Origin of the sequence: Leptospira barantonii (assembly GCF_002811925.1) — a bacterium.
Taxonomy (GTDB): Bacteria; Spirochaetota; Leptospiria; order Leptospirales; family Leptospiraceae; genus Leptospira; species Leptospira barantonii.
The window spans coordinates 855,331-867,536 of the sequence record NZ_NPDS01000001.1 but is presented as its reverse complement, the minus strand read 5'-3'; the positions used below and the strand labels follow the sequence as shown (position 1 = coordinate 867,536).

Sequence of the window (12,206 nt, the reverse complement as noted above, 5' to 3'; positions counted from 1 at the left end):
TGTTTTAAAACGCAAGTCCTATTTTTGGGTCTTGCTTGGCGAATCGAATCAACGCTTCTCGCGAAATCGAATCTGAAGCAGACCGTCTCCCACCGGGAATAGTGTATAAGAAAGATCGGAACTTCGAACCTCGTCCCAAAACTCTCGAACCGATTTGTCCGAAGGAGCTTGTCTGGAAGGATCGAAAATTCTCCCGTGCCAAAGAACGTTATCGAACACAGCGACGTCCGGTTGAAGGCGTTTGAGAATCCGAAAGATCTCCGGATATAAGACCTTATCACAATCTATAAAAACGAATTTCCCGTTCCAGTTCGCTTTCGGATCTTCGTCCGCGTCCTTTAGATATTGAAGACAATGAGTTTTTAAAAGATGAATGTCCAGATCGCCGAACGGATGTTTTTCCAAATACGAACGAACCCTTCCGATGTAATCGATTTCCCTTTCTAAGGAAATAATTTTCGCGGCTCTTTTCAAACCGGAGGCCATCCAAAAAAGAGAAATGCCGTAACCGGTTCCTAGTTCCAAAATTTCCTCGGGCTGTTCGGATTCGACGAGAAAACGAAGAACCGATCCCGAAGCAGGAGTTAAAACGGGAACTCCAAGCGCGGCCGCGTCCTCTTCCATTTGAAAAAGAATGTCGATCGGACGAGGAACCAATTCGTTATCGATGTGTTCCTCAAGTCCGTTTAAAAAAACGGAGGTTCCGTATTTACCCGGCGGGCTTCCCTTACTCATGGTAGGAACGCATGGAATCTATGTTTTTCCTCTTTCGGAATTCTTTTGTCCAAAATCTCCCGAATATAAGGAATCGAATATCGTTTCGAAAAATGAATGAGAACGATCTTTTCGTTTTTAAAGGAGGAAAGATTTCCCACGATCTCGTCGAGATGAATATGACCCCATTCCCGCGCGCGATCCACGTTTCTTTCCTTGTCTATGTAAGTACATTCAATAAACAGAATACTCGAATTTGCGACATCCTCGTGTTCCAAAACGTATTCTATCTTGGTGTCGCCCGAAAAACTGACGACCGGCGTTTCACTGAGTTCGGAAACTTCCTTTTTTTCCTTCAGAGCGAGATTCAATTCTTCCTGCGGAAGGTCTTGAAATTCTTTTTTCAGTTTTTTTCTTCTTTGATAAATCGTATAACCTTGGGAAGGAACACGATGAAACGTCTTATGTGGTGAAAAAAAATGCTGAGGATCCAAATCGATCCTATCGCCGGGATTCACCGCTTTCATATCGTATGCGTATGGAAAATCCTCGATCTGAGAATAAAGATCCAAAATCTTTCGCATCGGTTCTTCCAAGGGAGCGGGAAGATAGATCTTAGGGGGTTTTAACTTACGCAGGGATCTTTGTGAAATATAATACGGCAATCCGGAAGAATGATCCAGATGAGAATGAGTCAGTAAAAGATTGTCCAGGTGAATTCGATTCGGATTTTGCGCTCCTATATCGAACATCAAACTCAAGGAAGGAAGATACAAGGAGGTTCGAATTCCTCCTTCGGAAATCCCTTCGAATTGATATTGTTTGTGTTGAAATTTACAATACACTTACGGAATCCTTTCTTCCGGTCCGATATGTTTTACGGTTTCATTCAATCCTTTTGTAATGTCTTTCGGCCCGGTAAGAATCGTCTTCACGGAAGAATGTACGAAGTATTTCTTACCGACTCGTTTCAGATCGTTGATCGTAACCGCTTGGATCTTATCCCGATAGTTTTTTAGATAGTCGTTCGGCATATCGTGTTCTTTAAAACGAAGATAGTTGTGGAGAATTCCCATCTTATCCGCGAACTGAAAGATAAATCGGTTCACGATGGATTGTTTCGCCGATTCCAACTCTTCCACGGTGATTTTGGAAATCGTCTCTTCGCTTAATATTTCGCGCATCAGATCGTAGACGTCTTTGGTCGTGGATGTTTTTGTCTGAGTCGTAAAGTAAACGACGCCGTAATCCTTTTCGAAATACGTGGAGCTGTTCGAAGAATACGCAAGCCCGCGATCGGAGCGGATTTTCTGCATAAAGTAAGAACTAAAACCCCCGCCTCCGATGATGTAGTTCGTCAATTGGATCGCGTAAAAATCCGGGTCCTTGTGCGCGGGAAGAATCCCGGTCATCATCACGATGCTCTGAGTCGCGTCCTTATCCACACCCAGAACCTGAAAGGAAAGCGAATCCAAATTCTTTTTGAGAGTTTGAGAACTGATCGGAACCTGACTTTCCACTCGAACGTTTTCTCTCGGAGGAAGAATCGAAGCGATCAAAGGTTCCGCTTCTTTTCTTTGAAGATCACCAGTGAGAAGAACGATTCTTCTCGAAACCGAAACGGTCTTCTCGAAAAAATCACGAACATCCTTAGATTCAATCTTTGAAAGAGAATCCAACTGAGCGCTTTTACCAAGAATCGTTCCTTTATAAACGAGTTCCGCGGTTTTACGATAGGCGATATCGGGGATTTTATCGTTTCTTCGTTTGATGGATTCTTCCAGGTTCAGTTTTGCGACCGAAAATCCCTCTTCGTTTAACAACGGTGTCGCGATAAATTCTTTTACTAAGGGGAGAATCTCCTTTTCGAAACGGGAAAGATAAGAAATCGTGAATACGATTTTTTCGGAGTTCGCGTCCGTATCGATTTTAGCTCCGTAACCTTCCAAGGTTTCGATAAAGGCACTTCCCGGGGCCGAAGGAATTCCTCCGTGTTTCCAGGCCTGAACAAAAAGTTCGGGAACCTCGGGAGCGAGAGTCGGATTGGATAAAACACCCGCGTAGATATGAATTTCCAGATTCCGAAGCGGGAATTCTTCTCCCGGCAAAAAATAAACCTCGGTTCCTTTTCCAGACGTAAACGTCTGAACTTCCGGAAACTCAAAACTGAGAGGAGGAACCTTTACGTTTTTGACAAAATCTCCCGGAGCCGCGCCGAGAGAGGAGCTCTTCGGAGACAAAGACAAGAGCCCTCCAATGACGAAAGAATAACAGAATATTCTTATATAAGAATTTTTCACTTTATGGCGAGCGTCTGTGGGCTCGGAACTTTGCTCGGCGCTTCCGACCGGCTCAACGTTTTCGTTTTTACCGTTCAGCTTAGAGAATGATACCTTGTTTGAATTGAAAAAATTGTAAGTCATAGTTTTGAAGTTCATCGTTTATTTTCCGGAAAGTTTCGCGTCTTTGGAAGGAGGATTGAGTTCCGCGATCGTTCTGTTTTCAGAAACGAAATATTTTTTCGCAACTCTTTGAACGTCTTCGGGAGTCACCGTATCCAAGTCCTCGTAACCCTTGAGAACTTCCTTCCAATCTCCGTAAAGAAGTTGATACAAGGAAAGGATGTCCGCGAGTTTTCCGTTGTCGTCCAAGGCTCTCAAATATCCGCCGAGGATTTGGTTCTTGATCTTAAAAAGTTCTTCGTTCGTGATGAGTTCCGTCTTCAATCGATCCAATTCTTCTTGAACTAGATTCTCCACTTTTTTCTGATCCGCGTTTTGATTGTTCGTGATGTAGATGGAAAATAAATTGGAAAGTCGATCACCCGGATCTCCGTTCCAACAATAAACTCCCTGAGCGATCTGTTCTTCCAGAACCAATTTTTTAAAGAGCCGTCCCGATTCTCCCTCGGCGAGTAACGTATCGATCACGCTAAATACCGCGTCGTCCGGATGAGGAAACGCGGGTTTGTTAAAGCCGATGATTTTGGAAGGTGTGCTCGGATGAATCACGGAAACGAACTTGGGTCCGGCAAATCCGGCATCGGCGACTTTTTTGAGAGCCTGCGGTTTTCCTTTTTTCAAATCTCCGAAATAGTTGCGAAGAATCGTTTCGGTCTTATCAAAATCCAACGAGCCCACAACCGCGATCACCATTCTTTGAGGATCGTAATAACTTTTAAAAAAACGTTCTGTCTTTTCCAAATCCAGAAAGCCCAGATTCTTTTCGTAACCGATCACGGGCATTCGATACGGATGTCCTTCCGGAAACGCCGCGTCCATATATTTTTCACGGAGAATTCCGAGTCCTCTGTTTTCGACTCGCATTCTTCTTTCTTCCAGAACGACTTCCCGTTCCGTATAATATTCTCTTAATATAGGGTTTTTCAAACGATCCGATTCGAGTTTGGCCCAGATTTCCAAACGGTTCGCTGGAAGAAGAATCTGATAGTTCGTAACGTCGTTCGATGTGTAAGCGTTAAAACCCACACCTCCGTTTCTCGAGTAGATAAAGTTGTCTTCATTCGATATTACGAATTTACGATGTAGTTCGAGAAGAACCGTGAATCTTTTTTTTAAGGTTTCGATTTGATTTTTGAAATCGGAAGAAGGTTCTTCCCCTCTTTCCTTCATCTCTCGTTCTTGGATTCGAAGAGAATCCAAACGTTTGCCCCAAACCGCGATCTGTTCCAGATACGGTTTTTCTTTTTCGTAGTTCGTGGTTCCGATGTTCTTCGTTCCCTTAAAGAGCATGTGTTCCAAAAGATGCGCAGTACCAGCGATCTCGGGAGTTTCATCTGCGGAGCCCACTAAAAATTTCGTATAAACGGCGATCGTGGGAGAATCTTCTCGTTTCATCATAAGAACGCGAAGTCCGTTCTCCATCTGAAAGGTTTTCGTCTTTTCTTCCAAAGATTTTTTAAGTCCGGAAAAGATTGTCGCGTCCGCGTAAAGTGAAACGTTACAAAGAAGGACGCAGATTCCGAAAATCGGAAATGGTTTAAGAATCGGTTTCGTAAAACGCATAGCTACATTCTTTCCTCTTTAGGACCTGGTGTCCAGAAGTTCCCGGAAAAATCCTGCTTCCTTTTCAGTCAGTTTCGAAAATGCTTGTCTCATGCGGCGGATCTGCTTTTTATCTTTGTCGATTCTCATTCCATTCTTCCTTTTTGCATGTGTTCCCGCAGATCCGGAATACAGACAAAGGGTTCTCGAAAATTTCAAAGACACCGGTTTTATTTCCCGAGAATTCTTTCAGATCTTAATCAAGGTTCCCCTTCCCGCAAAAGACGCGGGAATCAAAGAACTCAGAACTCAATGCAGAAAGATCGCCGAAACAAAACGGGACGAGATCGCGGTTTCCATTCTTCTCAGGGAAATCCGATCCAACGAACGTATCTACGGCGGAGCGATTCCGGCAGATTTATCCAGCAGTTCCGCGCCCGCTCTTCCGAGTCAGATTACGAGCACGACCACGGCTTCCACAGCTCCGGGAAGTATAGCGGTTTCGGGAAGCGCGACAAATACGACCGGAACGAATCAAGCCGCAAATCAAAACACCGCAAGTGGTGCGGCAACCGCTTCGACTTCTTTGATTCCCGATCCGAAGGTCACCGAGAAGGATAAGGAAAAGGCGAAACTTTTGGCGCAGGACGTTTTGGTTTATAGAGGGGCCTTCGCTTGGTTCTTAAATTCCATGTTTCTTTTTCGAGAAGACTACACCGATCCCGCGAATTGTACTTTCATTTATAGAAATATTCAGAAAGATTTGTATGCGAACGTTATACGAAAGGGCCTAAAGCCCATCTCCAAAGAGGAAGTTTCGGAGGCACCATGAAATCGATCCAACTTTTTGTTCTTACACTTTCATTCTTATTCCTGATCGAATGTTCGTCGACTACGACGAAAAAGCCGGAACACGAAACTCCCAAAGAAAACAAAACCACAGTTCAAGAAGAATCGAGCGAAACGGCGGCCGACGAATTTACGAAAGCGACCGAAGGTTTTTTAAACTCGGATACGTTTCAAGTTGTCGTTTCTTCCTTGGAAGGAAACGCGGACAGCGCTCAGGATCTCGCGCGCAAACGGGCGATCAATCTTCTCATTGCGGAGAAAGGGGAGAATTTTCGTTCTTCGGATAAGGTAGTCATCAAAGAACTCGTAGAATCCAAAGGAAAAATCGTAAAACATTCCGGCTCGATCCAAGGAAAAACTTACTTTTTATTCCAGGTGAATTCTCCCGGCTTAAAGTCTTCCTTGAAACGTTAGTCGAAATTGCGCGATCGCGGACGAAACGTCTTCCGCGATTGCGATCGTTTATTGAATGATTTCTACTTGTTGGATTTTGCCGGGAATGCAGATGTTCTTATCGAAATTGCAGTAATAGATCTTTCCGTGAATTTCCAATTCTCCCTTACCCGTTACGACTAACGGAATCGGATCTACGGAAGCGAGGTATTCCTTTTTCTTTTCGGAAGTTTTCCCTTTCACTTTTAGGTCGGCTTTTTCGACTTTCAATCCGTTGCTCGCATTGAGAAGAATCTTATGCGGAGCGTCTTTCTGAATTCCGTAATTGGCCGGATGAACGATCTTGAGAAGATAAGAATTTCCGAAACTTTTTTCCAATTTGAATTTAACGGGACTTTCGTCTTCGGCAGAGATTCCGAAGGTAATCAAACTTGCTAAAACACCGATGAGGAATATTTTTTTCATACTAGTTTGACCAATGTAGTCCGCGATTTGTTTAAGAAAAGAATTCTTCCGGCGGCTACGATATATCGTATAACGCCCGAATCGAACAAAACGTCGCTCGAGTCTATTCCGGTTTTGTAAAGAGCGGCTCGATCTCGATGAAAAATCCTTCCAGAACGACGGAGGAAATTTTGCCGGAAGTCGCGGACGCGACCAGTTTAAATCCCGATTCTCCGTTGGAAAAAACTTCCACGGAACGTTCCATCGGATCGACGATCCAGTATTCGGAAACTCCGTGTTTTTCGTAGAGTTTCTTTTTGGTCTTTAAGTCGTGATAGGCGTTTCCTTCCGAAAGAATTTCGGCGACCCAATCGGGAGCGCCTTCGATTCTTTTTTCCCGGATGATGGAACTCCGCGCTTTTGAAATGAAAATGAGATCGGGTTGAACCACGTTGTGTTCGTCGAGGAACACGTCGATCGGGGAGAAGAAAATTTCTCCGAGTTGGTTGCGTTCTACGTATCTCAAAAGATAAGTATATAACTTACCGGAAATTCTCTGATGCTCGGGGATCGGAGCTGGAACCATAATTATCTCACCATCCAAAAGCTCCGCCAAGGTTCCTTCCGGAAGTTCGGCGAAGTCCTTATCCGTTTTTAAATCGGTCATAGGCATAGTGGGAACTCAGGTCTTGGATTCGTTTTCCGATCCAAGAATTTAGGTTTCTGTATAGTTGCAGATTTTGACAGAGCGTTGCCACTCTGTCAAGAAGAAGCGATTATTTGTAATTGGTAAACTGAACGTCGAACGGAAGTTCGGACGTTTTTAACAGGTGAATCACTTCCTGGAGATCGTCCTTTTTTTTGCCCACGACTCGGACCGATTCTCCCATGATCGTAACGTTTACCTTGAGTTTGGAATCCTTGATGATTCTCGTAACTTCTTTGGTTTGTTCCTTTTCCATTCCTTTGCGGATTTTGACCTTCATCCGGACGGTGCCGCCGGTCGCGGATTCGATCTTGGATTTGAAATCGAAATTCTTTAAACCCAAACCGCGTTTTGCCATCTTGGAAATGAGAACGTCGATCACACTTTCCAACTTCGCTTCGTTATCCGAAGTTAAAACGAGTTGTTCGTCTTCGAGTTGAATGTCGGATTTGGAACCCTTAAAATCAAAACGGTTTTTAATTTCACCGAGAGCCTGAGTCACCGCGTTGATCAACTCGGGTCTACTGATTTCTGAAACCACGTCAAAGGAAGGATCGCTCATACTCTTTCTCCGGTTAAGATTTGTTTTGCTTCGTTCACGGCTCCGGCAATCGCGGATTCGAGATTTTGTTTCTCTTTACCGCCGCCTTGAGCCATGTCGGGTTTACCGCCGCCCTTACCACCTAACATCTCGCAGGCGACCTTTACTAAATTCCCGCAATGAATTCCTTTGGAAACGAGTTCGGGAGAACAGGTAATGACGACGCTTGCGTTCTCCGCGCCCTTACTTCCCAGAATCACGAGAAGATTTTTTTCGCGGACCTTGAGGTTATCGGAAAGACCTTTTAAGGAATTCGGATCTTTATCGTCGAAGATCGCCGAAACGATTTTGCCCGTCCCCGTTTCCACGGAAGAAGAGAAAACTTTTTCGATCACGGACGTGTTGTTCTCGAAGTCTCTCGATTCCAAAGTCTTTTTCGTTTTTAAGAATGTTGAAGTGCTTTCTTCGATTTGAGAAGCGATGGTTTCGGAAAGATCGCGGAAGAATGTAACCGCGGTAGCGCCTTCCTTCTCTAGTTTTTCTCGAATCTCATCGGGACCGGGAACGTTCGAGTTCACGAGAATTTTAGAACCTTCGTTGCCTAACTCCGATCTGATTTTTAAGTTTAAGTTCTGCACCGATTCGGTGAGTTCCGCAAAACGGTTCTGAAACGTTTCGATCACCGCCGGACCGCAGACGCCTTCGATACGACGATTCCCCGCACCCGGTGAAGATTCTTTTTTGATGAAGAAGTAACCGATTTCTCCCGTGTGAGAAACGTGAGTTCCTCCGCAGAATTCCACCGATGCGTCTCCCATCTGAACGACTCGAACACGATCCCCGTATTTTTCACCGAAGGTTGCGACGGCTCCGGTTTTTTTAGCGTCATCGATTCCGAGTTCCTTGGTTTCAACTTGGAAGTCCTTACGAATCGATTCGTTGACCCAGGATTCTATCTTGCGAATTTCATCTCCGGTCAATGCGGACGGATGCGAAAAATCGAAACGAAGATATTCCGGAGAAACGATCGAACCTTTTTGTAAGACATGATCTCCGAGAAGATTTCGAAGCGCTCCGTTCAACAAATGAGTTCCGGAGTGATGGAATCTCAAACGTTCTCTTCGAGTCGTTTCGACTTCCGCGTCGAGTTCCTGAGCGGAAACAAATTCTCCGCTGAGAACTTCTCCGAAGTGAATGATGCTGTCGTTTTCCTTTTGAGTATCCAAAACCTTGAATACGTTTTTTCCCTGACGCAGAAACCCGGTGTCCCCCACCTGGCCCCCGCCTTCGGGATAAAAAGGAGTTCGGTTTAATACGATCGCACCGGATTGTCCTTCCTTCAACGAGGAAGCCGATTTATTATCAAAGAATAAATGTGTAATATTCCCTTTTTCTAATACGGAAGAATATCCCAAAAACTCGGTCTTATCCACGTTCAGGCCGGTCATAAGCGAAACCTTATTCGCCTTCCAGGATTCTCTGGAGAATTGTCTGTCCTTTTCTAATTCTTCCTGAAATCCCTTTTTATCAAAGTCAAGTCCCTGTTCCGCGACGATTTCTTCCGTCATCTCGGCCGGAAAACCGTAGGTTCCGTAGAGCAAAAACGAATCCGTTCCGGAAAAGATTTTCTTTCCGCTTGATTTCGTTTTTTCGACAAGGGATTCGATCTTTTCGAGTCCGAGCTCCAAGGTTTTTAAGAATAGTTCCTCTTCCGCGAGAATGGTTTTTTGAATCGCCTTCGCGTTCTTACCGAGGTCCGGATAACGGGATTTATAAATCTCCACTACCTTATCCACGAGTTTGTATAAAAACGGTTCCGTGAAATTCAGCTTTCTACCGAAAAGAGTGGCGCGACGAATCAAACGGCGTATAACGTATCCCCTTCCCGTTCTGTCCGGATAAATTCCGTCTCCGATCGAAAAGAGCACGGAACGAATATGATCGGTCACGACACGAAACGCGGTTTTGTTTTCGTTCGTGTAGGTGATACCGGATAATTCTTCGTAAAAAGAAATGATCTTACGGAGTTCGTCGGTGTCGTATACGGAATCGGCTCCTTGTAAAAGAAGCGCTACCCTTTCGAGTCCGGAGCCCGTGTCGATTCCGGTTTGTTTCAGCGGATGGAGATTTCCTTCCGTGTCCTGATTGAATTGGTTGAAAACTATATTCCAAAATTCTAAAAAACGATCGCAGTCGCAACCGGGTCTGCAGGTTCCGCTTGTAGCACAATCCGGTCCGCCCTTTTCGATTCCCCGATCGAGATAGAGTTCGGAACAAGGTCCGCAGGCTCCGCTGTCCCCGGCAGGTCCCCAGAAATTGTCTTTTTTGCCGAGACGCGTTATGCGTTCTTTAGGAATCCCTTTGGACAACCAGATTTTTTCGGCTTCGTCGTCGTCCGTATAAACGGTAACCCAGATTTTTTCCTTGTCGAAACCGAGATGATTGACGGAGCAATCGAGTGCGTATTCAATCGCTTCTTCCTTGAAATAATCTCCGAAGCTGAAGTTTCCGAGCATCTCGAAGAATGTGCAATGTCTTTCCGTTCTTCCGACAATTTCGAGGTCGGTTGTCCGCAGACATTTCTGACAAGAGGTCGCTCTTGTATAAGGAAGTTCAACCGCGCCGGTAAAGAACGGTTTGAACTGAACCATTCCCGCCGTGGTAAAAAGAAGTGTGGGATCTCCTGCGGGAAGCAGAGAAGAGGACGGAACTACGCTGTGCGTTTTGTCCTTGAAGTAGTTTAAAAAGATTTCGCGGATTTCCGATACGGATTTTGTTTTCATGATACCTCTAAAATCAAAAAATGCCTGAAGCTCTCGGACGAAAGAGATTCAGGCATTTCAAAAACGAAACGAAATGAAAAAGAAACTTAACGTTTGGAGAACTGAGTTCCTCTTCTCGCTTTGTGTAGACCGTATTTCTTTCTTTCCACCATTCTTGGATCTCTTGTTAAGAATCCTTCTTTTTTCACGGCTGGACGGAACTCCGGTTTAATTCTGCAGATCGCTCTCGCAAGTGCGTGACGAATCGCGCCAACTTGTCCTGTGATTCCTCCTCCGGAAACGTTCAGATTCAGATCATACTTATCCAATACGTTCAAAAGAGAAAGAGGACGAACCGCTTCTTCGATGATTGATTTGCGGTTTTGAAGATAATCTTTGATATCTTTGTGGTTTACGGTGATTTTACCGGAACCTTCTTTGATTTTTGCGCGGGCGACGGAGGTTTTTCTTCTTCCTACAGCCCAGATTTCTTTTGCGGGTGCCATTCAGGTCTCCTTAGATTTCCAGTTTCACAGGCTTTTGTGCCTGGAGGTTGTGTTCAGCACCCGAGAAAATTTTGCAATGGGTGAGCATTTTATCTCCGAGTTTGCTTTTTGGAAGCATTCCTTTTACGGCCTCGTAGATTATTTTTTCAGGTTGTTTTGCAATAAGATCTTTGAAAACGGTTTCAGTCATCCCACCCGGATAACGAGAGTGATGATAATACATTTTCTGAGTTTCTTTATTACCGGTTACCTTCACTTTGGAAGCGTTGATAACGATGATATTGTCTCCGCAATCTTGGTTCGGAGTAAAAGTTGCTTTGTGTTTTCCGCGAAGTCTTGCGGCGATCCCGGAAGCGAGTCTTCCTAAGGTTTTTCCTTCTGCATCCACTACGAACCAGCCTTTTACGGCATTTTCTTTCGTAAGAGAAGGAGTTTTATGCGCTTTTGATAATACTGACATGAAAAATCGTCCTGTAGGAGCCAGATTTTCGCTTTGACCCCCAAAGTCAAGAAAAAAGAGCCAAAGTACCGGAAAGAGGCTGTTTGGACCTGTTTTTCGGAGTTTGTGGGAACTCCTACACCTCGAAATCTTTGCGGATTTCCAAAATGTAGGAACTCATACAATTCTACTTATTTGCAATCCGCTTTGAGCTGAGTGGAAATCGTAAGTTCGACTTCCGACCAAAGTTTGGTCACTCCGTCCTTTCCTTTATGCAAATCCTTGCATACTTCGTTGAGCGCGGCCACTGCAGAAAGCGCTTTGAAATCTCCAAGTTCCAGTTTGGAATTCGCTTCCAGACGATTTCCTTCTTGGATCGTAAAATTTACATCCAACTTCTTGCTCACTCCATTGAATTTGAGTTCGATCGCACCCTTGCCGGACGTTTTGTCGGAATTCAACGCAACAGAAACAACCTGACCTTCGATTTTTCCATTCTTCTTCAATGGATAAAAGAATGCGGACTTGATCTTTGCGTCTCTGTCGTTATTCCCCGAATTGATCGTGTTCGGATCGATCGTAAATTTGATTCCCTTCAAGACCTTCTCGAGAGAATTTCCGGCCGTAGTTCCGACCACTTCGATCTTATCAAAAGACCCACCGACCCCGGTCTTTTCCGTAAACTTAAAGGCCTTCCAACCGAACTTGGTACTCGCGTGATCATACGAGTAGTTACAGGTCTGGTTTTTGGTCGGCTCTTCCGAAAATCCGGCGACAAAAGGAAGTAGGATCAAACAATAGAATAGAATGATTCGTTTCATAGTCTTTCAGACTGACCTGAAATCGAA

Annotated in this window: 13 protein-coding genes; 2 read left to right on the top strand and 11 right to left on the bottom strand. The window is 44.6% G+C overall.

Annotated features, from left to right (window positions below; all coding sequences use genetic code 11):
• Positions 1-48: 48 nt before the first annotated feature.
• Genes CH367_RS04205 through CH367_RS04190 form a run of 4 tightly spaced genes read right to left on the bottom strand, consistent with a single transcriptional unit; the run spans position 49 to position 4,739 of the window.
• On the bottom strand, positions 49-735 hold the full coding sequence (locus CH367_RS04205; protein WP_100761198.1) for an O-methyltransferase: 687 nt from the start codon (positions 733-735) through the stop codon (positions 49-51).
• Positions 732-1,559 carry an MBL fold metallo-hydrolase gene (locus CH367_RS04200; RefSeq protein ID WP_100761197.1) on the bottom strand — a complete coding sequence of 276 codons (828 nt, stop codon included), beginning with the start codon at positions 1,557-1,559 and terminating at the stop codon, positions 732-734. The genes CH367_RS04205 and CH367_RS04200 overlap by 4 nt, the downstream gene beginning before the upstream one ends.
• Positions 1,560-3,152 (bottom strand): M16 family metallopeptidase, encoded by a 1,593-nt coding sequence (locus tag CH367_RS04195; protein ID WP_100761196.1) that lies wholly within the window; start codon positions 3,150-3,152, stop codon positions 1,560-1,562.
• A 3-nt stretch (positions 3,153-3,155) separates the two neighbouring features.
• Complete coding sequence (locus tag CH367_RS04190) at positions 3,156-4,739, bottom strand: M16 family metallopeptidase (RefSeq protein ID WP_100761195.1); 1,584 nt, start codon at positions 4,737-4,739, stop codon at positions 3,156-3,158.
• Positions 4,740-4,830: 91 nt separating this feature from the next.
• Between CH367_RS04190 and CH367_RS04185 the strand changes: the two genes are divergently transcribed.
• Together CH367_RS04185 and CH367_RS04180 are read left to right on the top strand one after the other, a co-directional pair.
• Positions 4,831-5,550 carry a hypothetical protein gene (locus tag CH367_RS04185; RefSeq protein WP_425268786.1) on the top strand — a complete coding sequence of 240 codons (720 nt, stop codon included), beginning with the start codon at positions 4,831-4,833 and terminating at the stop codon, positions 5,548-5,550.
• Positions 5,547-5,981 (top strand): lipoprotein, encoded by a 435-nt coding sequence (locus tag CH367_RS04180; protein ID WP_100761193.1) that lies wholly within the window; start codon positions 5,547-5,549, stop codon positions 5,979-5,981. The genes CH367_RS04185 and CH367_RS04180 overlap by 4 nt, the downstream gene beginning before the upstream one ends.
• 48 nt (positions 5,982-6,029) lie before the next feature.
• On the opposite strand, the gene mpl17 is transcribed toward CH367_RS04180, so the two are convergent.
• The 7 genes from mpl17 to CH367_RS04145 all read right to left on the bottom strand — a co-directional run bounded on the left by mpl17 (position 6,030) and on the right by CH367_RS04145 (position 12,179).
• A complete protein-coding gene (gene mpl17, locus CH367_RS04175) occupies positions 6,030-6,425 on the bottom strand; it encodes a cell surface protein MPL17 (protein ID WP_100761192.1) in 396 nt (131 codons plus the stop codon).
• A gap of 103 nt (positions 6,426-6,528) precedes the next feature.
• A complete protein-coding gene (locus tag CH367_RS04170) occupies positions 6,529-7,077 on the bottom strand; it encodes a Uma2 family endonuclease (RefSeq protein ID WP_100761191.1) in 549 nt (182 codons plus the stop codon).
• Positions 7,078-7,180: 103 nt separating this feature from the next.
• The gene (locus CH367_RS04165; RefSeq protein WP_100761190.1) at positions 7,181-7,672 is read right to left on the bottom strand and encodes a YajQ family cyclic di-GMP-binding protein; all 492 of its coding nucleotides are present in this window, start codon (positions 7,670-7,672) and stop codon (positions 7,181-7,183) included.
• Positions 7,669-10,434, bottom strand: a complete 2,766-nt coding sequence (alaS, locus tag CH367_RS04160; RefSeq protein WP_100761189.1) for an alanine--tRNA ligase — start codon at positions 10,432-10,434, stop codon at positions 7,669-7,671. The genes CH367_RS04165 and alaS overlap by 4 nt, the downstream gene beginning before the upstream one ends.
• A gap of 86 nt (positions 10,435-10,520) precedes the next feature.
• Entirely contained in the window at positions 10,521-10,919 is a 399-nt protein-coding gene (rpsI, locus tag CH367_RS04155) for a 30S ribosomal protein S9 (protein WP_100761188.1), read from the bottom strand.
• Positions 10,920-10,929: 10 nt separating this feature from the next.
• On the bottom strand, positions 10,930-11,379 hold the full coding sequence (rplM, locus tag CH367_RS04150; protein ID WP_100761187.1) for a 50S ribosomal protein L13: 450 nt from the start codon (positions 11,377-11,379) through the stop codon (positions 10,930-10,932).
• Between the two features lie 170 nt (positions 11,380-11,549).
• A complete protein-coding gene (locus CH367_RS04145; RefSeq protein WP_100761186.1) occupies positions 11,550-12,179 on the bottom strand; it encodes a YceI family protein in 630 nt (209 codons plus the stop codon).
• Positions 12,180-12,206 lie beyond the last annotated feature (27 nt).

What these genes read in the sequence shown, in the direction of transcription:
- CH367_RS04205 (WP_100761198.1), bottom strand. Translation starts at nt 735, where the DNA reads ATGAGTAAGGGAAGCCCGCCGGGTAAATACGGAACCTCCGTTTTTTTA.
- CH367_RS04195 (WP_100761196.1), bottom strand. Translation starts at nt 3,152, where the DNA reads ATGAACTTCAAAACTATGACTTACAATTTTTTCAATTCAAACAAGGTA.
- CH367_RS04190 (WP_100761195.1), bottom strand. Translation starts at nt 4,739, where the DNA reads ATGCGTTTTACGAAACCGATTCTTAAACCATTTCCGATTTTCGGAATC.
- CH367_RS04185 (WP_425268786.1), top strand. Translation starts at nt 4,831, where the DNA reads ATGCGGCGGATCTGCTTTTTATCTTTGTCGATTCTCATTCCATTCTTC.
- CH367_RS04180 (WP_100761193.1), top strand. Translation starts at nt 5,547, where the DNA reads ATGAAATCGATCCAACTTTTTGTTCTTACACTTTCATTCTTATTCCTG.
- mpl17 (WP_100761192.1), bottom strand. Translation starts at nt 6,425, where the DNA reads ATGAAAAAAATATTCCTCATCGGTGTTTTAGCAAGTTTGATTACCTTC.
- CH367_RS04170 (WP_100761191.1), bottom strand. Translation starts at nt 7,077, where the DNA reads ATGCCTATGACCGATTTAAAAACGGATAAGGACTTCGCCGAACTTCCG.
- CH367_RS04165 (WP_100761190.1), bottom strand. Translation starts at nt 7,672, where the DNA reads ATGAGCGATCCTTCCTTTGACGTGGTTTCAGAAATCAGTAGACCCGAG.
- alaS (WP_100761189.1), bottom strand. Translation starts at nt 10,434, where the DNA reads ATGAAAACAAAATCCGTATCGGAAATCCGCGAAATCTTTTTAAACTAC.
- rpsI (WP_100761188.1), bottom strand. Translation starts at nt 10,919, where the DNA reads ATGGCACCCGCAAAAGAAATCTGGGCTGTAGGAAGAAGAAAAACCTCC.
- rplM (WP_100761187.1), bottom strand. Translation starts at nt 11,379, where the DNA reads ATGTCAGTATTATCAAAAGCGCATAAAACTCCTTCTCTTACGAAAGAA.
- CH367_RS04145 (WP_100761186.1), bottom strand. Translation starts at nt 12,179, where the DNA reads ATGAAACGAATCATTCTATTCTATTGTTTGATCCTACTTCCTTTTGTC.